This window comes from Neisseria sp. HMSC058F07 (assembly GCF_001810035.1).
GTDB lineage: Bacteria > Pseudomonadota > Gammaproteobacteria > Burkholderiales > Neisseriaceae > Neisseria > Neisseria perflava.
The window spans coordinates 390548-413679 of sequence record NZ_KV799674.1 but is presented as its reverse complement, the minus strand read 5'-3'; the positions used below and the strand labels follow the sequence as shown (position 1 = coordinate 413679).

Below are 23132 nucleotides of genomic sequence, written 5' to 3'. Positions count from 1 at the left end.
GTAGCGCAGCAACAATAAGGTTTACCGAATCAGGTCAGCAAATGGAATCCATTTCGACAAAAAAGGCCGTCTGAAACCATTTCATGTTTCAGACGGCCTTTTCATTTTGGTTTTAAATCAAGACTTCGTTATTCTGCAGTAGCCGGTTTGGCCGCAGTTTTAATGGTTAAGGTCACCGCTGCGGCAATGGCCAGGGAAACACCGGCAAAAGTCATCGCATTGGCAGGGTTTGAACCCAAGAAAGTTCTGTACACCCAGCCGAAAGATACAGTTTCAATCAGCATTGGAATCACAATCATCATGTTCACAATACCCATGTACACGCCGTAACGTTCTTTAGGGATAGAGCCGACCACAATCATAAACGGCACGCCCATCATACTTGCCCAACCGACACCGAAACCAATCATCGGCGCAAACATCAGGTATTTGTTGCTGATGTGCGGAATGGTGAGCAAAGCCAGCGCAGCAAGGGTAACGGCAAAGGCGTGAACATATTTGGCAGCGTATTTGCGCGCCATCCACATCAGGCCGAAAGCAGAGATAAAGGTTACAACGTTGTAGAAACCGTTTACCAAACCGGTCCATGCAACCGCTTGACTATATGCTTCGGTATTTTCAACAGTCGAATCCCAAACGGATTGAACGATACTGTGGGAAATATATTGCCAGTAGATGAAGAGCGCGTACCATTGGAAGAGATACACCAAAGCCAGTTGCCATAGGGCAGTCGGCATTTCTCGGACAGCAACGATAATATCTTTAACGGCATGGGCCGGACCGCTCGGCTGGGCTTTAATGGCCGCCATTTCTTCAGGGCTGGGCTCGCGTTCGGCCGTTGATAAAACGGTAATCAAAACCGAACCGATGGAGCAGACCGCACCAATATAAAACGAACCGAATACCCAATACGGAATGCCTGCTTCGGAAGTTTGTTGCAACCAGCCGATTTGTTGGAAGATATAGAGGGAAACGTTGGCCAGGGTAATGCCCAAGCCGGTAAACACAGACTGCATCAAGAAACCGGTGGATTGCTGGTGTTCAGGAACGGTATCGGCAATGAAGGCACGGAAAGGTTCCATTGCAGTATTATTACTGATGTCCAAGAGCCACAGCAGCAATACGGCCACCCACAAGGCGGTAACGTGCGGATAGATAAAGAGACAGAGACTGCAACCAATGGCGCCAATCAAGAAATACGGACGGCGGCGGCCCAATCCGGGCACCCAAGTGCGGTCACTCATCGCACCAATCATCGGCTGCACCAGCAAACCGGTAATCGGGCCTGCCATATTCAAAATCGGCAATTGGCTCGGATCGGCATGAAGAAAGCTGAAAATCGGGTTAATCGCAGTTTGCTGCAACCCGAAGCTGTATTGAATGCCGAAGAAACCGAAGTTCATCAGCATAATCTGGCGAAGTGTCATCGCCACTTGTGGGGAGATTTTCATAGGAAGGCTACTCCTGGATAATAAACTATGGAAACAACAAACTCCAATTTCAGCGGTATGACGCTCTTATTGTATTGAGCCGCCTTTTTTAATGAGGCAACCCTGTTTTCAGACGGCCTTTATTTTGACCGTTTATATAATCTTGTTTTGATGTGTGTTTGTGTTGTTTGAAGCTTATTTTTAGGCCGTCTGAAACTATTTATTCATTACAGACTGACGCCAGATGGTTTCCCCAACGACCTTGACGGGCTGAGCCGTACCGGCCGGATGTTCGATGTATTGGAACAGCAAATCCGCCGCCATTTCGCCCATGCGCAGATAAGGCAGCTCGGTGCTGGTCAACGGCGGAAACAGCGTTTCCGCAATCGCACTGTGGTTATCATAGCCGGCAACGGAGACTTGCTCGGGAACCCGCACGCCGCGCGTCCTCAAAATCCCGTACACGCGCACGGCCATTTCATCGTTGCCGCAGCAAATTACCGTCGGCGGAAGCGGCAAAGACAGCAGCTTCAAAATAGCCGAAATCAAAGACCCGCTGTCATTGCTGAAGTCAGGATAACCAGTTTGCACCAAATCAGGATCGAAGACAATATCCGCATCCGCCAAAGCCCGGCGGTATCCGGCCAATCTCAATCTCGTTGCTTCTACACCCGGCTGCAAAGTTACATAAGCAATCCGTTTGTGTCCGCTCTGGATAATCCGGCGCACCAAGCCATACTGCCCTGCCTCATCGTCCGGCAAAACCGACGGCGTACCTGCCAAATCAAAACAGTTAACCAATACCATCGGGCAGCGGTTGGGCACTTCCGGCAACAACACTTCCTGATGGAAACCGGCCACATACAAAATCCCCTCGGCACGGTGTTCCATAAAGGTACGGATCAGTGGCTCCATCTGACCGGGCTGACCCGGCTTGTTGTCGATGTCGGCAATCATCAAAATCTTGCCTTGTGTGCGAATCTGCTGCTGAATGCCCTTAATCAAGAACATATCCGGTATGCCGTGTCCGCCCGTATTCTCGCCTGTCCGCGAAATGGCGCCGGTAATCAGACCGACCAATCCGGAACGGTGTGACCGCATAATCCGCGCCGCAGAAGACGGGATATAGCCCAAAGCAGCAATCGCTGTTTCTACTTTGGAACGGGTTTTATCACTGACCGGCGCATCGCCGTTAATCACCCGGCTGACCGTCTTGGGAGACACTCCGGCATAAGCAGCGACATCATAAATTGTAGCCATCTTACGAACCCGCCCCGACAGGATTTCAATAATGTTACATAGGATAACACAGCAGACATCGGTGTCATACCCTTTTTTTTACAGAAACTTGATGATAATCAACCGTTTCTATTGCATTTTGCATACATTTCTTAAACAAAACCGCCCCTACCATCTCCCAAAAGTTGTCCAAATTTGTTAAACTACAAGCCACTACAAAAAAGCAGGAAATACCTATCTATCCTGCTTATTTTACCGTTACATACTAAGGAAACGAGATGTCCGCATACTCAGACGCATGGCAGGCCTTGGAAACCCATCATGCCGATACTCAACACGTTACCCTGCGCGAACGCTTCGCCGCAGATGCCGAACGTTTCAACAATATGCACGAAATTCTGCATGGTTTGTTATTTGATTACAGTAAAAACCGCCTAGATGAAAATACCCTTGATTTATTGTGCCAACTGGCCGAAGCGGCCGATTTGCCACAATATATGCAGGCCATGAGCAGCGGTGAAAAAATCAACACCAGCGAACACCGTGCCGTCCTCCACACTGCCCTACGCCTGCCTGCCAATGCCAAACCTGTTTACGTCGACGGCGAAAACATCGTGTCCAAAGTTCATCACGAACTCAACCGCACCCTCGAATTCGCACGCCAACTCCTAGACGGCACCCACGCAGGCATTACCGGCAAACCGATTACCGACCTGGTTCACATCGGCATCGGCGGCTCCGATTTAGGCCCGCGCATGGCCACACAGGCGCTGCAGCCTTATTGGAAAAACATCCGCGTCCACTTTGTCAGCAACTCCGATGATGCCGACCTGACCCAAACCCTTCTCGGCCTCAACCCCGAAACCACCGTATTCAGCATTGCCAGCAAATCGTTCCGCACACCGGAAACCCTGCTTAATGCCTATGCGGCGCGTACTTGGTACCGTGATGCAGGTTTGCCTGATTCCGGCATCTACCGCCACTTCTGCGCCATTTCCGCCGATGTGGCCGCAGCCCAAAATTTCGGTATCTCCCCCGACAAAGTCTTTGCCATGTCCGACTGGGTCGGCGGCCGCTATTCCGTCTGGTCGCCCATTGGCCTGCCACTGATGGTTGCCGTCGGCGAAAAAGCGTTCCGCAAAATGCTGGCTGGCGCACACGCGATGGATACCCATTTCTTCGAAACGCCATTCCGCCGCAATATTCCCGTCCTGATGGCACTCATCAACGTTTGGTACAACAACTTCCAACATTCAGACGGCCAAACCGTTGTCCCATACAGCCACAACATGCGCCTCTTTACCCCATGGCTCAACCAACTCGATATGGAAAGCCTCGGCAAACAGCGTACTTCAGACGGCCAACCCGTTTCCTGCACCACCGGCGGCATTGTCTTTGGTGATGAAGGCGTCAACTGCCAACATGCCTACTTCCAGCTTCTGCACCAAGGTACGCGTCTGATTCCCGTTGATTTCATCGTCCCCATGACCACAATCTACGGCAACCACCGCCAACACCGCTTTACCGTTGCCAACGCCTTCGCCCAAGCCGAAGCGCTGATGAAAGGCAAGACCTTAGACGAAGTACAAGTCGAATTAGCTGCCCTGTCCCAAGACGAACGCGACCGCCTTGCACCGCAAAAAGAATTCCCCGGCAACCGTCCGAGCAACAGCCTGCTCATCGACAGCCTGACGCCTTTCAACCTCGGCATGCTGATGGCTGCTTACGAACATCGTACTTTCGTTCAAGGCGTGATTTGGCGTATCAACCCCTTCGACCAATGGGGCGTGGAATACGGTAAAGAGCTGGCCAAAACCATCGAACCCGAACTCGAACGCGGCACGCCTGCACACGACAGCTCCACCAACGGTCTGATCGCCTTCTACCGCAACTGCAACGCAAGATCGAAGGCCGTCTGAAAATAAAATGCCCGTAAGACAAGCATATCTGCCTGTCTTACGGGCATTTCAAAACCTAATCGGCGGTAAGAATGAACCGTTAAAGCACCGCACTTTTAGACAAAAGTAGCTAGATTTTGATATAAAAAAAGGCTAAATCGATAATGACTTAGCCTTTTTCATCAGACTTGATTAGTTGTTTGTTGTTAATGCGCCTAAATCTTTATCAACTAAGAACAAACCTTTACCATCTTCACCAAGAAGATTTAATTTATCCAAAATTCCACTGAATAATTTTTCTTCTTCATGTTGTTCAGCCACATACCATTGTAAGAAGTTAAAGGCAGAGTAGTCTTTCTCTTCAAAAGTTCTACCAACTAATTCATTGATTTTAGAGGTAATTAACTTTTCATGTTCATAAGTTAATTCAAGTACTTGTTTCAATGATGAAAATTGATGAGGTGGTTCATCAATTTGTGTGATGATAGCCAATGCGCCGGTCTCATTTAAATAAGTGAAGAGTTTACGCATATGCTGCATTTCCTCAGCCGCATGCTCTGATAAAAATTTTGCAGCTCCTTCGAAACCTTGTTGTTCGCACCAGGCGCTCATTTGTAAATATAAGTTAGAAGAATAAAACTCTAAATTCATTTGATCATTTAATAGTTTAATCACGCTATTTGATAACATTTTATTTCTCCTATTCTTATAAAGTTTTTAATTCACGATCAATGTAGTAGAGCGCTGTACCACTTTCACCAAGAAGTTTGAATTTATCAACAATACTGTTAAATAATTTTTCTTCTTCATGCTGTTCAGCTACATACCATTGTAAGAAGTTAAAAGTAGAGTAATCCTTTTCTGCAAAAGTACTCTCAACTAACTCATTAATTTTAGATGTCACTAGTTTTTCGTGTTCAAGTGTTGTTTCAAAAACTTCTTTTAATGAAGCGTAATCGTGTTTAGGGGCGTCAATTTTACCTAACAAAGGCATTCCACTGGTTTCGCTCACATAAGTAAACAACTTTTGCATATGTTCCAATTCTTCATCGGCATGACGAAGTAAAAATGCTGCAGCGCCTTCATAACCATGTTTATGGCACCATGCACTCATTTGCAAATAGACATTTGATGAATACAACTCGAGATTAATTTGTTCGTTTAATTTTGCTGTAATTGACTTACTTAGCATAACTAACTCCTTTTCTTAATGCGGTTAATAGATGTATCACAATACAAAATTTGTATTTGCGGATGAATTTTACTCATTTTATTGAGAATAGTCAATTTTATTTTATCAATTTTTATTGTAACCCATTAATTTAAAAGGATTTTATAAATAAATAATTCTCATTTAGTTCCATTTAATGAAATGAGTTATCAATATCGCCTTTGCCTAAATTCTCTAGAGAAATGATGAGGTGTTGGAAGGAGAATCGTAGATTTCCAAAGTTTTTTGCTCTCACTTATCAACTCCAAAATACTGGATAAATAGAAAACATGAAAATTCAATGTTTTTTATAGAATTACGCATCAAAGCGATATAGTTTCAAAGTAGGTTATCCTTAATATTTGAATGTGACAATTACCATTTATTATTTAACATAATATACATATTGTTGAAAAATCTACTGGTTAACTTCAATCAGGGAAAGCATGAAGAAGTTAGGAAGTTGGTTGGAAAGTTGATTAGGGTAGATTTTATTCAAATGAAAGACTAGGCTATGAAATCAAAATTTGTGTATAAGTTACTGGTAATTTCAAAGTCCCTGTACATTTTAATTTGTATATCAATACCAATCGTTTTTATTTATGAAAGCTACCAAGGAGATAATGTTGATTTTATGATTTATATTCATGCTTTTATTATTTTTTCCATATTGGGTGTATTAACTCAATATTCTACATCTAATTTTTTTGAAAAGGAAAAATAACATGATTGAACTATCCATTGAGGATCTGGAACTAATTTATGGAGGAGGCTTAGGAGAGAGAATCCTTCAAGGAGGAGCAAATGGTGCATAAATAGGAGGATCAATTGGTGCAGGTATTGGTCTGGTGTCGGTATAGCTTTTGGCAGTATTCCTGCCGGACCAGCTATTATGGTCGGTGGCACAATTGGTGCTGCTGTTGGTGCTGCAACTGGTATGGGTGTTGCAGCATATGAGTATTACCAAGAAACTCAGCCTAAAGGGACAGTAACGGTCGGTCCGATTTCTGCTTTTGCTGTGGACAAATCAGGAAACGGCTACACTGACGGCACAAATTACCACTGATATTTCTCATCGTTCAAACGATCTCTAGGGGTCGTCTGAAACTTTCTTAACTTCAATTTTATAAATACACCCAAGCAACCCTTCTTCCGTCCTGAAGTCTCCGTTGCCCGCCAAACCAGTTGTTCCAACAAAAGGCCGTCTGAAACTTAATTTGTCAAAGTTTCAGACGGCCTTTATTCAATAAAGATAGCAGAAGCTCATTCGCCATATCCCCCATCTTTGCTACAATATCCCTTTTCTTTTTTTATTGATTCCATTATGACAACCGCACCCCAACCCAGCACTTGGCGCAAGATTTTTTCGCGCAAAATGCTGATTTGTATTTTCACAGGCTTCACTTCGGGGCTGCCGCTTTATTTTCTGATCAACCTGATTCCGGCATGGTTGCGCAGCGAACACGTCGATTTGAAAACCATCGGCCTGATGGCACTAATCGGCCTGCCTTTTACTTGGAAATTTATCTGGTCTCCCGTCATTGATTTGGTCAGATTACCTTTTTTAGGACGGCGGCGCGGTTGGATGCTGGTGACACAAATTGGTTTGCTGCTGGCCTTGCTCATTTACGCCTTCCTAAATCCTGCTCAGCATTTATATGTAATTATGGGCTTATCGTTGGTGGTCGCCTTTTTCTCTGCTAGCCAAGATATTGTATTGGATGCATTTCGCCGCGAAATTTTGTCAGATGAAGAATTAGGCTTAGGCAACTCTATCCACGTCAATGCCTACCGTATCGCCGCTTTGGTACCCGGATCGCTCAGCTTGATTTTGGCCGACTTGATGCCTTGGCACAACGTATTCATCATTACTGCACTATTTATGCTGCCCGGTCTGCTGATGACCCTGTTTTTAGCCAAAGAGCCTGACATTCCACCATCTGTGTCGCGTACATTTGCCCAAACAGTCTCTGACCCTTTCAGTGAGTTCTTCTCCCGCAAAGGAATCAAACAGGCTATATTGGTATTGCTGTTTATCTTTCTCTACAAACTGGGCGACAGCATGGCAACTTCTCTGGCCACACCGTTTTATCTGGACATGGGCTTCAGCAAAACCGACATCGGCCTGATTGCCAAAAATGCCGGCCTGTGGCCTGCTGTCATTGCCGGTATTGTAGGCGGTATTTGGATGTTGAAACTTGGTATCAATAGGGCATTATGGGTTTTCGGCGTAGCTCAATGGGTAACGATTCTAGGCTTTTCCTGGTTGGCAAATTTTGGCAAGTTTGAAACCATCACACTGACAGAACAAATGATGCTTGCGGCAGTGATTGGTGCAGAAGCAGCTGGTGTCGGTTTAGGTACAGCAGCATTTGTTGCCTATATGGCTCGTGAAACCAATCCTGCATTTACGGCCACACAATTAGCCCTCTTTACCAGCCTGTCAGCCGTTCCACGTACATTTATCAATGCTTCGGCAGGTTATCTGATTGAAGCGATGGGTTACTTTAATTTCTACTGGCTGTGTTTCGCTTTGGGAATACCAGGTATGTTATTGCTGTTTAAAGTGGCACCGTGGAATGGTGAAAAAGTGAGTAACTAGATTGCCAGTCTAAAACATCTAGCAAAACAAAAGGCCGTCTGAATATTCAGACGGCCTTTATCATACAAAAACTTTATTCGGCAGCAGGTTTGACAGTACTGCGGACATCGCCGCTTTTTTCTTTATGTTTCAAAACAGCGCGGTCGAGTTTGTCCATCAAAACATCAATCGCGGCATACATATCCTGTTCAATCGCTTCAACGTGCAAATCTTTGCCTGCCAAATGCACATCGGCTTCGGCTTTCTGGCTGACTTTTTCCACCGAGAGCGTGATGGTCACGGAAATGATGTTGTCGGCGTGGCGACTGATTCGTGCCAACTTGTCGGAAACGTAGTTTTTGATGGCTTCGGTAACATCAAAATTCAGACCGGTGATTTTCAGATTCATGATACAGCTCCTTCGGTTGGTTAGTCCGTCAAAACGGATCGGAATATATCTACTCGGTAAATTTTCGTTTGTGTGCCGGTGGGATGTCTAATGATTCTCTATATTTAGCAACTGTACGTCTGGCAATTTCAATGCCGCGTTGTTTTAATAATTTGACGAGGGTCTCGTCCGAATAGGGTTTGCTGCTGTCTTCACTTTCAATCAACTGGCTCAATACGGCTTTGATTGCGCCTTGGCTGAACCCTTCGCCATCATCATCGGCATTGACTGCCTGTGTGAAGAAATAGCGTAACGCAAACAGGCCGCGCGGGCAAGACAAATATTTCTGATTGGCGGCACGCGAGATGGTACTTTCCGCCAAACCCAATTCGGCGGCGGCATCTTTCATCAGCATGGGAGACAGGCCGATTTCTCCGAAGATGAAAAAATCTTCCTGATTTTTGACGATATACTCGGCAAGGCGGAGGACAGTGCTTTTACGCAGCTCCAAAGAATCAATGCGCTGCTTGGCTTCGTTGATTTTTTCCTTCCACTCCGGTGCGCCCTCTTCCTCTGATTTCATCAGGTCGCAATATTCCTGATTGAGCTGCAGCTTCGGCCAAGCCGCTTCGTTGCTGATGACTTCCCAGCCGTCCTTGCCCTCTTTGACCCAAACGTCAGGCTGAATATAAGGCGTAGGCGTGGCAGAGGCGAAGCCGTAGGCTGGATAGGGATTGAGCCCGGCAATCATATCGAGCGCGGCTTCTATGGTTTTGCTGTCGGTATCGGGATAAAGTTTGCGGAAACGCAGAACGTTTTGTTTGCGGTTTTTGCCTAAGTCTTGAAGCGAACTTTGCACCAAATGCGCGGCCATTTGTCGGGCAGGAGAAGCCGGCAAACGCATTAACTGCAACATAAGCGACTCGGTCAAATCCGCCGCCGCCACGCCGGGCGGCTCAAAGGTTTGCAATACATCCAGCGCGTTTTGCAGGGCTTCTTCGTCCAGCATCCATTCCAACGGCGTGTGGTCGATAATTTCTTCGAGGCTGTCGGTGAGGTAGCCTTGTTCGTCCAAAAAATCAATCAAGACGTGAACATAGGCCGCTTCCACTTGCGAGAGCGGATGCTCGCACACTTGGGCATGCAGATAGTGTTTGAAATCCTCTTCTTCGGCGATGTTGCTCCAAATATCTTCGGCATCGTCGCCGCTCAACTGCTGACCTGCGCGCGGCATGGTTACCGCACGGTTGAGCCCGCTATCGGCAAATTCATCGCTTTCCGGACGCTCAAGCAGAGGATTGTCTGACAACCAGTCTTCCACTTCGCGCTCAAGCTCAAGACCCGACATCTGCAAGATGCGCAGAGACTGTTGCAGCCGCTGGTTGAGCTGCTGGGTCTGTTTGAGTTTAAGGACGAGTGAAGACATAGTGTTTAATTCGAAATGTATGGATAGTTTTTCAGACGGCCTTTATACGGCAGGCCGTCTGAAAGATTAGTTTATCGGTATTATATTTGTATTTTTAGTGATTATTCCAATATTTATAGCCGCCCTCAATTGAAATGAGGGTCTCATATACCGTCAAATATGCATTCAATATTTGAAATTTTCACCCAAATAAACCGAACGGACTTGTTCATTGTTGACTAAATCATCCGGCTTGCCTGAAGCCAATACCGTACCGTCGCTGATGATGTAGGCACGGTCGCAGATGCTGAGGGTTTCGCGCACGTTGTGGTCGGTAATCAATACGCCGATACCGCGTGATTTGAGGAACTCGATGATTTTCTGAATATCGATGACGGCAATCGGGTCAACGCCGGCAAAAGGTTCGTCCAACAAAATGAAACGCGGCTGCATGGCCAACACGCGCGCGATTTCGACACGGCGGCGTTCGCCACCGGACAAGGACGGCGCAGGGTTGTTGCGCAGGCGCTCAATATTCAAATCTGCCAACAGTTTTTCAAGTTCGGCATCGATGCGGCTTTTGTCCTTCATGCTGATTTCCAAAATGGCGCGGATATTTTGTTCCACGGTCATTTTGCGGAAAATCGAGGCCTCCTGCGGCAGATAGCCAACGCCGAGGCGGGCGCGTTCGTGAATGGGCAGGTGGCGCAATTCTTGGCCGTCCAACATTACGCTGCCTGCATCGGCGGCAATCAGGCCGACTATCATGTAAAAGCTGGTGGTCTTACCCGCGCCGTTGGGGCCGAGCAGGCCGATGACTTCGCCGCTTTCGATTTCAAGGGAGAAGCTTTTGACGACTTGGCGTTTTTTGAAACTTTTTTGCAGGTTTTGAACCACAAGACGGCTGTTGTTTGCGCTCATATTCTGTTGACTTTCGATATTGACCTCAGGCCGTCTGAAACTTTTTCAGACGGCCTTTTTGTGTGTTTTCTTATTTGTTTTTCTGCGTACTGGACGGCTGGATAACAACGCTGACGCGGCCGGATTTGGCGGCGGATTTCACACCGGATTTGGCGCTGCCGTTGATGGTGTAAACCTCGGTTTTGGTGTTGTAAGTGATGACCGCACCTTCGGCCACATCGCCGCCGCGCTGTACTTTGGCATTGCCGGACAGAGTAACGAGGTTGGCTGCGGAAGAATACATGACGGTATTGGCTTGGCCGTTGACTACGCCTTTGCCGCCGTCCAACTCTTGGCTGAATTTGACGGGCGAGCCGGTGGCTTTCATCAACTGCTCGCTTTTGTCGTTGCGCGAAACGGTCACGCTGCCGGCACGGATATTGAGCGTGCCTTGTTTGATGATGACGTTGCCGGAAAAGGTGGTGCTTTGGTTGTTTTGGTCAAGCGAGCCTTGGTCGGCTTCGATTTGAATCGGCTGCTTGCTGTCGCTTTGCAGGGCAAAGGCCGGGCTGGCGGCAAAAACGGCAACAAGGGCTAAAGTTTTACAAATTTTTTGTATCATAAATTGTGGCTTTCACTTTGGAAGGGAAATTCAGCAAACCGGTTTTGTGATCATAAGTCATGCCGTTTGCCTGACCGCTGGACTGTCCGTATTGGAAAGTAACGGGGCTGTCGGTATGGGCGTATTGCGCCTCGGTATCGACATTCAAGCGTTCGGTTTTGACGATGCCGGCCAAACGCTTGGCATCTGCCGCTTTGTTTAAGACAACATTCTGTTCAAAAACGACTTTCTTGTTTTGAATATTGTACGCTGCTTTGTCACTGCCGACTTCGTACAGCAGGCTGCCGTCGCGGTAAAACGAAAGATGTGGTTTGTCCAAATGCACGTCTGCGCTATTCGGATATTGGACGGCATCGACCGCGCTCAGGTTTTCTTTCAGACGGCCTTCTTGGTCAAAACGTTTGCCGTTGATGCCTTTCATCGAATATTGCGGCTCATTCGGATTGAGGACGACTTCTTCGACCTGCACTTCGCTGATGCGGCCGAGCCACGCCGCCAGTGCGCCGAGTGAAACGGCCAACACCAGCGGAAAGGCGATTCCGTAACGCCATCTGATTTTCATCGTACATACTCTTTCAAAGCAGGTTCAAGCGTACCTTGCGCCTGCATAATCAAATCGCACACTTCACGCACCGCGCCTGCGCCGCCGGAACGTCGGGTTACATAATGGGCGTATTGCAAAGTAAACCAATGCGCTTCCGGGACGGCGACCGCCAATCCGCAACGCACCATCACGGGCAAATCGACAACATCGTCGCCGACAAAGGCGCACTCATGCTCCTCCACACCGGCCTGTTCGCGTAATTGGGCGTAGGCGACACGTTTGTCATGAATGCCTTTGAAGTAATAGTTGATACCGAGCTGCTTCACGCGGATACCGACGGAAGGCGCATCGCGGCCGGTAATAATCGCCGTTTGCACGCCGCTGGCCTGAAGCATTTTCAAACCATGTCCGTCCAAAGTGTGGAACGATTTGATTTCTTCGCCGTTGTCGCGAATAAAAATGCGGCCGTCGGTCAAAACACCGTCCACATCCAGTATCAGCAGTTTGATGCCTGAAGCGCGTTGTTGCAGGTCGGAAGAGAGGTTTTGCATAAGGTTTCCTTGTTTCAGACGGCCTATTCTAGCATAAGGCCATCTGAAAACGTTTTTGCCGTCGATTCAGACAATTCGTGCCATCAATAAATCGTGCATGTTCAGCGCGCCAATCAGCACGCCGTTTTCTTCGACCACCAGCAAACCGTTCACATGGCCGCTTTGCATGGCTTTCAAAGCTTCGGTGGCGAGACGATCGGCAGAGATGGTTTTCGGAGAGGCGTGCATGATGTCGTCCACTTTCAAACCGGCAAAGCTGTCGCGTTCTTGAAACAGACGGCGCAAGTCGCCATCGGTAAATACGCCTTTCAGACGGCCTTCGGCATCGGTTACCGCCAACATACCCAAGCCTTTTTCACTCATGCGGACAATGGCTTCTTTTAACGGCGTGCCCAACAAAACGGCTGGCAGGGCTTCGTCTTTGTGCATGATATCCGCCACGCGCAGCAACAGGCGTTTGCCCAAGCTTCCGGCCGGATGGCTCAAAGCAAAATCATCCGGCGTAAACGCTCGCGCCTGCAGCAATACCACCGCCAGCGCATCGCCCAAGGCCATCACGGCGGTCGTACTGGAAGTCGGTGCAAGGCCGAGCGGACAAGCTTCTTTGGAAACCGCCGCGGTAATATGGATATCGGCATGACGCGCCATGGTCGAAGTCGGATGGGCAGTGATACAAATAAGCGTGATGTTTTTACGTTTCAACGCCGGAATAATCGCCGCAATTTCATCGCTTTCGCCGGAATTAGAAATGGCAACCACGACATCGTGGTCCACAATCATGCCCAAGTCGCCGTGTGCCGCTTCGGCAGGATGGACGAAAAACGCAGGTGTGCCGGTAGAAGCCATGGTTGCCGCCATTTTGCGGCCGATGTGTCCGGACTTACCCATGCCGGTAATGACGACCCTGCCCTTGCAGTGCAACAATGCTTCCGCCGCACGGATAAAATCATGGTCCAAAGCCGCCGCAATTTCGCGCAAACCTTCGGCTTCCGTATCCAATACATCGCGCGCCCAGTCGAGATAAAGTGTGTTTTCCGCCATCAAAGCCACCTTTCGTGCTTGAATTTAGGTTTGTTTTGCCCAAATTAATCGGCTGTAAACTGTTCAAATTCATCGAATCGGCGTAGCATTACCGCCACTTCACAAACAAACCTATTATGTAAAAGGAATCAGAGATGACTATTTTATCGGACGTTAAAGCATTAGGACAACAAATCTGGTTGGACAATCTCTCCCGTTCGCTGGTACAAAGCGGCGAATTGGCAGAAATGCTGAAGCAAGGTGTGTGTGGCGTAACTTCCAATCCTGCCATTTTCCAAAAAGCCTTTGCCGGAGATGCCCTGTACGCCGATAAAGTAGCCGCACTCAAACAGCAAAACCTGACCCCGAAACAACGCTACGAAACCATGGCGGTTGCCGACGTACAAGCCGCTTGCGACGTATGTCTTGCCGAACATGAATCCACCGGCGGCAAAACCGGCTTCGTCAGCCTCGAAGTTTCGCCTGAATTATCCAAAGACGCACAAGGCACGGTTGAAGAAGCGCGCCGCCTGCACGCCGCCATCGGCCGTAAAAATGTCATGATTAAAGTACCGGCAACCGACGAAGGCATCGAAGCGCTTGAAATCCTCGTTTCAGACGGCATCAGCGTCAACCTGACCCTGCTCTTCTCCCGCGCCCAAACCCTCAAAGCCTATGCGGCCTACACGCGCGGCATTGCCAAACGTTTGGAAGCAGGACACGACGTTTCCCATATCCAAGTTGTCGCCAGCTTCTTTATTTCCCGTGTCGATGCCGCATTGGACGCCACCCTGCCCGACCACCTCAAAGGCAAAGTCGCCATTGCACTGGCCAAAGCCGCCTATCAAGATTGGGCGCAATACTTCGGCAGCAGCGAATTTGCCGCACTTGCCGAAAAAGGTGCCAACCGCGTCCAACTTTTATGGGCATCTACCGGCGTGAAAAACCCTGCCTATCCTGACACGTTGTACGTTGATAGCCTGATTGGCGCCCATACCGTCAACACCGTTCCCGATGCCACACTCAAAGCCTTTATCGACCACGGCACCGCCAAAGCTACTTTGACCGAAGGTGTGGACGAAGCCAAAGCGCAGCTTGCCGAAACCGCGAAACTCGGCATTGATGTCGAAACTTTGGCAACTCGTTTGCAGGAAGACGGTTTGAAACAATTTGAAGACGCTTTCGCCAAACTACTGGCTCCCTTGGCTTAAGCGGATTGAACGGACGGCCGAGAAACTTAAATCATTTTGAAAAGTCTCAGGCCGTCTGAAACCCAAATTCGGGCGTGTACGGCACGCCCTTTTCTATCACGATTTGAATACCGTGCAGGCATACTTCCCCTGCCCTACAAAACCACCCTGCCATGTATATAGGACGTTTCGCCCCCAGCCCTACCGGCCTGCTTCATATCGGCTCCCTACTGACCGCCGTCGCCTCCTATGCCGACGCGCGCGCTCATCAGGGCAAATGGCTGGTCCGCATTGAAGACCTTGACCCCCCGCGCGAAATGCCCGGCGCCGCCGCCGACATTTTGCGCACGCTTGAAGCCTTCGGCTTTGAGTGGGATGGCGAAGTCGTCTATCAAAGCCGCCGTTACGACCTATATCAAGACACCCTCGACCACCTCAAAGCAGCCGAGCTGGTGTATCCCTGCTATTGCAGCCGCAAAGACTGGCAGGCGGCGGCAACACATGGCGCAGACGGATTTGTATATAACGGCCGTTGCCGCAATCCTCAGCAAAGACCCGATACGCAAAACAAAACTCCGGCATGGCGCATTCAAGTTCCCGATCGCGTGATCGGTTTTTCAGACGGCATTGTCGGACATTACGCACAAAATCTGGCACACGATATCGGCGATTTCGTCCTGCTCCGTGCCGACGGCTATTGGGCATATCAGCTTGCCGTGGTTGCTGACGATGCCGACCAAGGCATAACCCATATTGTCCGCGGTCAAGATTTGCTCGTTTCCACGCCACGCCAAATCTATCTGCAACAATGCCTCGGCGTTCCCACACCGGCCTACGCACACCTTCCCCTATTGACCAACAGCCAAGGGCAAAAATGGTCGAAACAAACCCTTGCCCCGGCTTTGGATTTGAATCAAAAAGAACAACTTCTCCGCCAAGTCCTAACCTACCTCAACCTGCCCGATGCACCTGCTATGAACCGTCCGCAGGAATTGCTCGATTGGGCGGTGGCACACTGGCAAATGGACAAAATCCCAAAATCGTCCATTATCACGGACTGAATTAGCATGATTACAACAAAATTACTCTGGGTATTACAATATTTCATAAAATTATGTAAGTAATCTTCCGACTCATCCCAAACCATGCCCAAGAAGCGAAAAATCATGTATATTTTAAAAATTTCCTAAAATTGTCACAAACTGATAATTTCAAGGTTGTAACAACATACGGCTGACGCGTTATTGAGGATGACAAAGCGCGGCAGATCTCCCACGATACAACAAAAAGAATACCGCTATGCCAAGTGCCATTATTGTAGAAGACGAAGTATTAGCAGCAGAACGCTTACGTGTATTATTGGAAGAGTGCAATGTCGTACTGCTCAACGTCTTTCACCATGCCATGCCAGCATTGGAGTGGCTGAGTGTCCACGAAGTCGACATCGTATTTGCCGACATCGGCATGCCGGAAATCGACGGTCTCGAGTTTGTCGAACGCATTAAGCGTACCGCCAAACGCCAGCCGGAAATTGTATTCACCACAGCCTACGAAGAACACGCCCTGCGCGCGTTTGAGCTGGCCGCCGCAGACTATCTGCTCAAACCGATCAAAATGACCCGCCTGCAAACCGCGCTTGACCGCATCATCGAGAAAAACCGCGAAAAAGCAGACAGTTTCACCCATTTCAAAGTGTACAACCGCGAACGCATGGTTGAAATCCCATGGCAACAGGCGCGTTACCTGATGGCGGAACACAAAACCGTCTATCTGTTTACCGGCGACGGCCACAGCTACGAATTACCGAAGACCTTGGTTTACTGGGAAGAATTGCTGGGCGACAAAGTCATCCGCATCCATCGCAATGCCCTCGTCTTCCGCCACACCCTCGACAGCCTGATTCGACTGGACGACGACGAAAACGACGAATACGCATCCACATGGGGCGCTAAAATTCTCGATATTCCGACCCCGCTGCCCGTCAGCCGCCGGCAACTATCCACTCTGCGGAAAATTATTAAAAACAGCATCTAACAATGCGCTCCTTGATTAGCTCTTTTTAAATCAAAGGCCGTCTGAAAAGATATTTTTCAGACGGCCTTTTAACTTCTTAGCCAAATAGTAGAAAATTAAAAAAGAATAGCCTAAGTCTGTCATTTAACTTTATCCAAGCTCTCAATTTGATCAAAGCTTGTTATATCCACAAACAAAGTTTTCCATTTTTTAATCCAGCATCTCTCAATTACTACCACTCAACAGAAAAGGCCGTCTGAAAAAATTCAGACGGCCTCGATGCTTAATCCTTACCAATTAAAAGAACAATTCACGCCAGCTGATGCGTTTGAGTCCGCATGTACGGCCTTGTACTTCCAGGCTAACCAGCTGGTTAGACAAGAGACTGCGATCGCCTTTGGTTGCAAAACATTTATTGTTTGGCACGCTCGGCGTAGCGTTCAACTCCTTATCCGTACCCGTGCCGCCGCTATCGCCATCGGCAGTTACCGGAGAATCATCGGCTTTGCTGGAATTTATATAAGTAAAGTTGATAACACCATCAAAAGTCATACCGTTGGCGTAATAAATCTGGCCATTATTCTCGCGTTTGATAAATGTACGATCCTTGCTGGAGATACGCGCATCACGCAAGCCCAAACGACCGCCATTTTCAGCATTTACACCCAGAATAATCGTTTTCGCTGTCGTTTGTGTGGATGTACTGTCCGGTAAACAAACATCGGTACTAGAAGAGTCAGTATGAATTGTTTTGGTTTCATACTTGCGGATGGTCACAACAGCTGTACGCAAAATCATCGTCGGCTTGACAGTCACACGTTCATTCGGATCTAAAGTCAGACTCCAGCCTTTTTTACCTTCACCAACCTTATTGTCGCTGACATAAATATGTTCGTCGTCACTTTCTCTGGTTTGCTGTTCCAACTCACTACTTTTTGCCAAAACCGCATCAGTAGATACATCATCGTAAATACCGTAAACGGCATTGATTTGTCCGTTAGTACCTTCTAGTTCATTCTGATAAATCTCGCTACCCGTACCAAAAATAACGACATACTTATCTTTACCACGACGTGATACCGCAGGCGCAGACGTAATCGGTTGATTCCCCGAACCTTGGAAAATCATTTGCGCCGACCATTCAGACTCGGTTTTACCTCTCAAGTCGAAGCGGAACATATTGCCGTAACGGTCACCGGCATAAGCAATATCAACAATACCGTCAAAATCGGTGTCTACCAAAGTAGGGGTAGAGAGGCCGCCTTTGCCATTCGGTGCAGGAATTCTAGCTAAGAGCTTGCCGGCTTTAGAAGAAGAAACATTAGTACCAGTATTTTTTGTCCCTGCCTCTTTCCCTGTCATATCATAAACATACAAAGCCGTTTCATTGTCGGCACTGTTCACATCCTCAGTACGATAGCCGCTAGCCAAGAAGCCCGCATAACGCACATTCGATTCCAGATTGACCGGAGTGGTATCGCGTTTGATGGAAACACGGCCGATTTGTGTCGAACCAATGGTATAACCCAGCTTATTGTCAAAGCCTTTTTTTGTTTCAAACAAAGGCACAGTCGTATTCCAACCACTACGATCGCTGTTAGCTACCGCACCAATATTCAACGCATACGCACCGCGTCCACCTTGACCCATCGCACCAAACATAAAGGTTTGCTTATCAGGTGTTTGGCGGAGAACAAAGCCACCATTAACCATATAACGGTGCGGCGTGCCAGAGCCGTAACCATCGCGTGCAATATCTTTCAGAACCTTGCCCAAAGTTGTCGCTTGACCTTGATCGTCCTCGCGCTCCATGCCTGCCGGAATATAGCTGAGTTTCAAGTCATAAGGATTGCTAGGCGTACCATTACGGAAAATATGTACCATGCCGTCATTGGCAGCAGAGACCAAAAACTCTTGACGGTTGTCGCGCTTATCGCCAATAGCTGCAACCGAACCATCTAAAATATCGCCTAAATTACGTTCATCTTTACTTGAATCAGCAGAATCTGTCGGACGAATTCGATAAGACTGGCTATAACCTTTTGTCTCTGCATCCGCTTTGATGGTTTCATCACTACCTACTCGGCCAGTCCATTTCAGCAATGCATTTTTCCATTCCAACTTATCTTTCGCACTACCGTCTGAAATGCCAAAATCGGCATTTGAAGCCTCATTATCTGCAACTCTATCGATGAAATAGGTCTTACTGCCGTCATTAACCAAAGTAAGGCGGTTATTAAATGATGGCTGAACAAACTCAGTCGTATTGATAGGTGTACCATCACGGTTCAATTTATAAAACCGCAATTGACTACTCCAAGAGCCGGTATTCAAATGAACCGTTGCCGCCATATCGGGAATACCCATACTGGTCGTTGCCGGAGCAGTAGAGGATACTCCTTCAAATTTCGTATTTTTGCTGTCATTTTCAATATTGTCGACAATGGTTTTAAAGGCTTCAAGCAAATCTTCTTTTTTCGCAGCATTAAAATACCAGTCTGGACGGCTCGCACCCTTTTCCAGATACTCTCTCCCAACTTCAGAGATCCCCTCACCAAAACCCACAGTAAAAGTCTGAACCAATTGCTTGCTGTAATCTATGCCTTTGGGATCGCTTGGATCACCATCCCAGCTCTTACCCGCAGCATCTGAACCGTCTTTTGCTGTTTTAATGTCTTTTTCTGCCAAAGTCTGGCTAAAGAAACGCATACCGCGTTTTTCATCCTTATAGTTCCTATCCCAATAAGGAACAATAATTTCGCCTGCAGCTACCCACATATACCTACCATAATTAGGATCATACTCATGCTTATATTTACTAGATTGACATAGCAATTTCTTTTCATTCTCAGGCAAGCCAAAATCATTATCATATTGATAAGGTAGAAAATCAAAGTATCCTTTGATACGACCTCCACCATTAAAGAATTTACCTTTCCCATAGCTATCATCATTAGCCTTCACTTCAGACGGACCAAAATATTGGTATGCAGACGTACCCGCACTACGTTCAATATCGCGGTAATAGTTTGAATAGTAATAATCCCTATCGTAGTTGAAGTTAGTATTACGAGATAAACGAGGATCTTCACCTGGAATCTGGTTACTACAACTCATATTGGCATCGCCGTCCGACATCACAATCACATAAGACTTCTGACAACGGTATTTGATATTGGGCATCACAAAGTTTTTGACTACTTCATAGTAGCGGCGCGTGATTGGCGTAGCATGGCCAGGATCAATGCCATCTACCCTCCTTTGAACATCCTTCCAATCATCGGTAAAGCCCCCCTCATCTGGAGTATCAGTACGACCATTGTTATGCAGAGTTTGCAAACCCCACTGGAATCGTTGTTTTTCGCCATACTCTTTCAATACCGATTTTAGGGCCTCCTTAGTAATCGTTATTCTTTTATCAGCCCGTACAGATGTTTCCTTACCTTGTACATTCCATTGCATACTGCCCGAGTCATCAATCAAAAACATAATATTGTGTTTGACTTTGGGTTGGCCGCTGACGTCGGTTTTGTTTTGCAGGTAAAAAGGAGTTTGGGCAAATTGCTGCGTATTTGCCTGAACGGAAATACTGATGAGTGCTAAAGCGGAAGCTACGCTTGCATGAATGAGGCGATAGCGGCCTGATGGAGCGTTTTGCATAATGTGTTCTTTTTTCATCGGATAATCTCAGCTAAAAATGACGTTGTTTTTATTTTTTATGAGGTTACGATTCTAGCATAAACAGCCTGTTTCATGTTTGATTCGGCTGAATTTCCCTACACCTGCATTTCAAACACAACAAAAATGAAACAATCTGCCTGCTCAGTTTTCAGACGGCCTGACTGAATATTTAGTTCAACTTTATTCATCAAGCATTCCAAAAGCAAGGGACTGTACCGTAAGATAAAACGTTTTTAAATTATCGATTATTTGCTCTATGCTTGAAATTCCTATTACTTTGACTTAAAATACATTGCTTCTACGGCATAGACCGCTATGTCTGAAAAAGCACGTTACACAGCAAAATCAAAGCTGCGGAGCGTGTTTTTTTTTAGCCGAGATTTCCGAAGGCTGTCTTTTTTGTAAACAATTTTTATTTTTCAGACGGCCTGACCCATTTTTTTCGAACCGATCATCATCAGGCAAACAGGATTCCATCATGACCACTCCGGCTCTTCTCGTTCTCGCTGACGGCAGCGTATTTCACGGCACATCAATCGGTTACGAAGGTTCGACTTCAGGCGAAGTCGTGTTCAACACTTCCATGACCGGCTATCAGGAAATCCTGACCGACCCTTCCTACTGCAAACAAATCGTTACCCTTACCTACCCACACATCGGCAACACCGGCACCAACGCCGAAGATGAAGAAAGCCGCAGTGTTTACGCCGCCGGTTTGATTATCCGCGACCTGCCACTCTTACACAGCAACTTCCGCGCCTCTGAAAGCCTGCACGACTATTTGGTACGCAACCAAACCGTCGCCATCGCAGATATCGACACCCGCCGCCTAACCACCCTGTTGCGTGAAAAAGGCTCGCAAGGCGGTGCAATCTTGACCGGTGCAGATGCCACCGTTGAAAAAGCACAAGAACTGATTGCCGCATTCGGCAGCATGGTCGGCAAAGACTTGGCAAAAGAAGTTTCCTGCACAGAAACTTACGAATGGACCGAAGGCGAATGGGAATTGGGCAAAGGTTTCGTTACTCCTTCCGAACAGCCTTACCACGTCGTCGCCTACGATTTCGGCGTCAAAACCAACATCCTGCGCATGCTCGCCTCGCGCGGCTGCCGCCTGACCGTTGTTCCCGCACAAACCAGCGCGGAAGACGTGTTGGCACTCAATCCTGACGGCGTATTCCTGTCCAACGGCCCCGGCGACCCCGAGCCTTGCGACTACGCCATCAAAGCCGTACAAAAACTGATGGAAAGCGGCAAACCGATTTTCGGCATTTGTTTGGGACATCAGCTGATCAGCCTCGCAATCGGCGCAAAAACCCTGAAAATGCGCTTCAGCCATCACGGTGCCAACCACCCGGTACAAGATTTGGACAGCGGCAAAGTCGTCATTACCAGCCAAAACCACGGTTTCGCCGTCGATGCCGATACCCTGCCCGCCAACGCGCGCATTACCCACAAATCCTTGTTTGACAACACCTTGCAAGGTATCGAACTGACAGACAAACCTGTGTTCTGCTTCCAAGGCCACCCCGAAGCCAGCCCGGGTCCGCAAGATGTCGGCTATCTGTTTGACAAATTTATTGACAATATCAAAGCAGCAAAACAATAAAGCTGATTTTTTCAGACGGCCACACTCAACTCAACAACAGGCCGTCTGAAAACCAAACCTCAAAAAATAAATTCAGACACCCTCTCAACATCTACACAGTCTGAAACCCAACCCTCTAATCAGAAAGGAAGAACCATGACAGAAAAGCAAATGCGCATTCTTTCCGTCGTCGCCACCCTGACCGCCGTCGGTATGTACGTTTCCTATATCCCACAAATCCAAAACAACCTTGCCGGCAACCCCGGCTCGCCGTTGCAACCCCTCGTCGCCGCCATCAACTGCACATTATGGGTTGCCTACGGCTTTTTAAAAGAAAAACGCGACTACCCCGTCATGCTGGCAAATGCCCCGGGCATCATTTTGGGTTTGATTACATTTGTCACTAGTTTTTAATCCTTTGGGAGGTTGAGTTATTAAACCTACTGTTCGTTAAATAACGAAAAAAATTTCATTAAGTTTTAGCTCAACCTACTCCACAGCTACTTGGAGAATTAAATGCCATTATATGATTTTCGTTCTGTTCATTTACCATATTGCTTAGAAAAACAAGAAGACGGAAGTTATGTAGTATTAAATAGAGAATATGCGCCAATTGGCTTTACACAACGAAAAGACTATAACCAACTACCAATTTTTGTAAAAATCAAAAATTTAACTCCAAAATTAGCGGAAAAACTTTCTTACAAAAAAAGCAACGACACTTCAAATATTTACTTATACAATGATGGAAGTATTCCCACTAGTTCAAAAGAAAATATGCAATCCTATCTAGACAAGCTAGCCCTACTAGCAGAGCTGCAATTTCATACAGAAGATCAATGACATTAATTAATCTAAGGTATAGATAAACC

The 23132-nt window shown here is 47.4% G+C and carries 21 protein-coding genes; 9 read left to right on the top strand and 12 right to left on the bottom strand.

Translation table 11 applies throughout. The features are described 5' to 3' along the window. Positions 1 to 128: 128 nt before the first annotated feature. Together HMPREF2696_RS05340 and HMPREF2696_RS05335 are read right to left on the bottom strand one after the other, a co-directional pair. Positions 129 to 1451 carry an MFS transporter gene (locus HMPREF2696_RS05340; RefSeq protein ID WP_070588012.1) on the bottom strand — a complete coding sequence of 441 codons (1323 nt, stop codon included), beginning with the start codon at positions 1449 to 1451 and terminating at the stop codon, positions 129 to 131. Between the two features lie 195 nt (positions 1452 to 1646). Then, a complete protein-coding gene (locus tag HMPREF2696_RS05335; RefSeq protein WP_070588011.1) occupies positions 1647 to 2690 on the bottom strand; it encodes a LacI family DNA-binding transcriptional regulator in 1044 nt (347 codons plus the stop codon). Positions 2691 to 2947: 257 nt separating this feature from the next. On the opposite strand from HMPREF2696_RS05335, the gene pgi reads away from it, so the two are divergent. Further along, positions 2948 to 4588 (top strand): glucose-6-phosphate isomerase, encoded by a 1641-nt coding sequence (gene pgi / locus HMPREF2696_RS05330; RefSeq protein ID WP_070588010.1) that lies wholly within the window; start codon positions 2948 to 2950, stop codon positions 4586 to 4588. A gap of 171 nt (positions 4589 to 4759) precedes the next feature. On the opposite strand, the gene ftnA (HMPREF2696_RS05325) is transcribed toward pgi, so the two are convergent. Together ftnA (HMPREF2696_RS05325) and ftnA (HMPREF2696_RS05320) are read right to left on the bottom strand one after the other, a co-directional pair. Continuing rightward, a complete protein-coding gene (gene ftnA / locus HMPREF2696_RS05325; protein ID WP_003686798.1) occupies positions 4760 to 5257 on the bottom strand; it encodes a non-heme ferritin in 498 nt (165 codons plus the stop codon). A 16-nt stretch (positions 5258 to 5273) separates the two neighbouring features. Then, on the bottom strand, positions 5274 to 5759 hold the full coding sequence (gene ftnA / locus HMPREF2696_RS05320; RefSeq protein ID WP_003686837.1) for a non-heme ferritin: 486 nt from the start codon (positions 5757 to 5759) through the stop codon (positions 5274 to 5276). A gap of 910 nt (positions 5760 to 6669) precedes the next feature. On the opposite strand from ftnA (HMPREF2696_RS05320), the gene HMPREF2696_RS11780 reads away from it, so the two are divergent. Continuing rightward, positions 6670 to 6843, top strand: a complete 174-nt coding sequence (locus HMPREF2696_RS11780) for a hypothetical protein (RefSeq protein ID WP_224783520.1) — start codon at positions 6670 to 6672, stop codon at positions 6841 to 6843. A 258-nt stretch (positions 6844 to 7101) separates the two neighbouring features. Next, positions 7102 to 8379, top strand: coding sequence for an AmpG family muropeptide MFS transporter (locus HMPREF2696_RS05305; RefSeq protein ID WP_234396472.1), 1278 nt, complete (start codon positions 7102 to 7104; stop codon positions 8377 to 8379). 73 nt (positions 8380 to 8452) lie between these two features. Here HMPREF2696_RS05305 and hpf read toward each other — a convergent pair whose 3' ends face one another. The 7 genes from hpf to HMPREF2696_RS05270 all read right to left on the bottom strand — a co-directional run bounded on the left by hpf (position 8453) and on the right by HMPREF2696_RS05270 (position 13809). Further along, complete coding sequence (gene hpf, locus HMPREF2696_RS05300) at positions 8453 to 8767, bottom strand: ribosome hibernation-promoting factor, HPF/YfiA family (protein WP_004518850.1); 315 nt, start codon at positions 8765 to 8767, stop codon at positions 8453 to 8455. Between the two features lie 49 nt (positions 8768 to 8816). Beyond that, a complete protein-coding gene (rpoN, locus tag HMPREF2696_RS05295) occupies positions 8817 to 10172 on the bottom strand; it encodes an RNA polymerase factor sigma-54 (protein ID WP_004518851.1) in 1356 nt (451 codons plus the stop codon). A 165-nt stretch (positions 10173 to 10337) separates the two neighbouring features. Next, entirely contained in the window at positions 10338 to 11072 is a 735-nt protein-coding gene (gene lptB, locus HMPREF2696_RS05290; RefSeq protein WP_003679854.1) for an LPS export ABC transporter ATP-binding protein, read from the bottom strand. Positions 11073 to 11142: 70 nt separating this feature from the next. Next, entirely contained in the window at positions 11143 to 11673 is a 531-nt protein-coding gene (gene lptA / locus HMPREF2696_RS05285; RefSeq protein WP_004518852.1) for a lipopolysaccharide transport periplasmic protein LptA, read from the bottom strand. Beyond that, positions 11654 to 12235, bottom strand: a complete 582-nt coding sequence (gene lptC, locus HMPREF2696_RS05280) for an LPS export ABC transporter periplasmic protein LptC (RefSeq protein WP_004518853.1) — start codon at positions 12233 to 12235, stop codon at positions 11654 to 11656. Before lptC ends, lptA begins: the two co-directional genes overlap by 20 nt. Further along, positions 12232 to 12768, bottom strand: coding sequence for a KdsC family phosphatase (locus HMPREF2696_RS05275; protein WP_004518854.1), 537 nt, complete (start codon positions 12766 to 12768; stop codon positions 12232 to 12234). The genes lptC and HMPREF2696_RS05275 overlap by 4 nt, the downstream gene beginning before the upstream one ends. 66 nt (positions 12769 to 12834) lie before the next feature. After that, the gene (locus tag HMPREF2696_RS05270) at positions 12835 to 13809 is read right to left on the bottom strand and encodes a KpsF/GutQ family sugar-phosphate isomerase (protein WP_004518855.1); all 975 of its coding nucleotides are present in this window, start codon (positions 13807 to 13809) and stop codon (positions 12835 to 12837) included. A gap of 134 nt (positions 13810 to 13943) precedes the next feature. Here HMPREF2696_RS05270 and tal point away from each other — a divergent pair, with 134 nt between their 5' ends. The 3 genes from tal to HMPREF2696_RS05255 all read left to right on the top strand — a co-directional run bounded on the left by tal (position 13944) and on the right by HMPREF2696_RS05255 (position 17012). Next, on the top strand, positions 13944 to 14999 hold the full coding sequence (gene tal, locus HMPREF2696_RS05265; RefSeq protein WP_004518856.1) for a transaldolase: 1056 nt from the start codon (positions 13944 to 13946) through the stop codon (positions 14997 to 14999). A 152-nt stretch (positions 15000 to 15151) separates the two neighbouring features. Continuing rightward, the gene (gene gluQRS / locus HMPREF2696_RS05260) at positions 15152 to 16039 is read left to right on the top strand and encodes a tRNA glutamyl-Q(34) synthetase GluQRS (RefSeq protein ID WP_004518857.1); all 888 of its coding nucleotides are present in this window, start codon (positions 15152 to 15154) and stop codon (positions 16037 to 16039) included. A 238-nt stretch (positions 16040 to 16277) separates the two neighbouring features. Further along, complete coding sequence (locus HMPREF2696_RS05255; RefSeq protein WP_003686784.1) at positions 16278 to 17012, top strand: LytR/AlgR family response regulator transcription factor; 735 nt, start codon at positions 16278 to 16280, stop codon at positions 17010 to 17012. Positions 17013 to 17288: 276 nt separating this feature from the next. Here HMPREF2696_RS05255 and pilC read toward each other — a convergent pair whose 3' ends face one another. Continuing rightward, a complete protein-coding gene (pilC, locus tag HMPREF2696_RS05250; protein ID WP_232502736.1) occupies positions 17289 to 20651 on the bottom strand; it encodes a PilC family type IV pilus tip adhesin in 3363 nt (1120 codons plus the stop codon). Between the two features lie 499 nt (positions 20652 to 21150). Between pilC and carA the strand changes: the two genes are divergently transcribed. From carA to HMPREF2696_RS11500, 3 genes are all read left to right on the top strand, one after another. Then, positions 21151 to 22281, top strand: a complete 1131-nt coding sequence (carA, locus tag HMPREF2696_RS05245; RefSeq protein WP_070504297.1) for a glutamine-hydrolyzing carbamoyl-phosphate synthase small subunit — start codon at positions 21151 to 21153, stop codon at positions 22279 to 22281. A 135-nt stretch (positions 22282 to 22416) separates the two neighbouring features. Beyond that, complete coding sequence (locus HMPREF2696_RS05240) at positions 22417 to 22674, top strand: SemiSWEET family transporter (protein WP_049331825.1); 258 nt, start codon at positions 22417 to 22419, stop codon at positions 22672 to 22674. A 102-nt stretch (positions 22675 to 22776) separates the two neighbouring features. Further along, entirely contained in the window at positions 22777 to 23103 is a 327-nt protein-coding gene (locus HMPREF2696_RS11500; RefSeq protein WP_141744529.1) for a hypothetical protein, read from the top strand. Positions 23104 to 23132 lie beyond the last annotated feature (29 nt).

Coding starts and splice junctions, on each gene's coding strand:
- HMPREF2696_RS05340 (WP_070588012.1), bottom strand. CDS start 1,451: ATGAAAATCTCCCCACAAGTGGCGATGACACTTCGCCAGATTATGCTG.
- HMPREF2696_RS05335 (WP_070588011.1), bottom strand. CDS start 2,690: ATGGCTACAATTTATGATGTCGCTGCTTATGCCGGAGTGTCTCCCAAG.
- pgi (WP_070588010.1), top strand. CDS start 2,948: ATGTCCGCATACTCAGACGCATGGCAGGCCTTGGAAACCCATCATGCC.
- ftnA (WP_003686798.1), bottom strand. CDS start 5,257: ATGTTATCAAATAGCGTGATTAAACTATTAAATGATCAAATGAATTTA.
- ftnA (WP_003686837.1), bottom strand. CDS start 5,759: ATGCTAAGTAAGTCAATTACAGCAAAATTAAACGAACAAATTAATCTC.
- HMPREF2696_RS11780 (WP_224783520.1), top strand. CDS start 6,670: ATGGTCGGTGGCACAATTGGTGCTGCTGTTGGTGCTGCAACTGGTATG.
- HMPREF2696_RS05305 (WP_234396472.1), top strand. CDS start 7,102: ATGACAACCGCACCCCAACCCAGCACTTGGCGCAAGATTTTTTCGCGC.
- hpf (WP_004518850.1), bottom strand. CDS start 8,767: ATGAATCTGAAAATCACCGGTCTGAATTTTGATGTTACCGAAGCCATC.
- rpoN (WP_004518851.1), bottom strand. CDS start 10,172: ATGTCTTCACTCGTCCTTAAACTCAAACAGACCCAGCAGCTCAACCAG.
- lptB (WP_003679854.1), bottom strand. CDS start 11,072: ATGAGCGCAAACAACAGCCGTCTTGTGGTTCAAAACCTGCAAAAAAGT.
- lptA (WP_004518852.1), bottom strand. CDS start 11,673: ATGATACAAAAAATTTGTAAAACTTTAGCCCTTGTTGCCGTTTTTGCC.
- lptC (WP_004518853.1), bottom strand. CDS start 12,235: ATGAAAATCAGATGGCGTTACGGAATCGCCTTTCCGCTGGTGTTGGCC.
- HMPREF2696_RS05275 (WP_004518854.1), bottom strand. CDS start 12,768: ATGCAAAACCTCTCTTCCGACCTGCAACAACGCGCTTCAGGCATCAAA.
- HMPREF2696_RS05270 (WP_004518855.1), bottom strand. CDS start 13,809: ATGGCGGAAAACACACTTTATCTCGACTGGGCGCGCGATGTATTGGAT.
- tal (WP_004518856.1), top strand. CDS start 13,944: ATGACTATTTTATCGGACGTTAAAGCATTAGGACAACAAATCTGGTTG.
- gluQRS (WP_004518857.1), top strand. CDS start 15,152: ATGTATATAGGACGTTTCGCCCCCAGCCCTACCGGCCTGCTTCATATC.
- HMPREF2696_RS05255 (WP_003686784.1), top strand. CDS start 16,278: ATGCCAAGTGCCATTATTGTAGAAGACGAAGTATTAGCAGCAGAACGC.
- pilC (WP_232502736.1), bottom strand. CDS start 20,651: ATGCAAAACGCTCCATCAGGCCGCTATCGCCTCATTCATGCAAGCGTA.
- carA (WP_070504297.1), top strand. CDS start 21,151: ATGACCACTCCGGCTCTTCTCGTTCTCGCTGACGGCAGCGTATTTCAC.
- HMPREF2696_RS05240 (WP_049331825.1), top strand. CDS start 22,417: ATGACAGAAAAGCAAATGCGCATTCTTTCCGTCGTCGCCACCCTGACC.
- HMPREF2696_RS11500 (WP_141744529.1), top strand. CDS start 22,777: ATGCCATTATATGATTTTCGTTCTGTTCATTTACCATATTGCTTAGAA.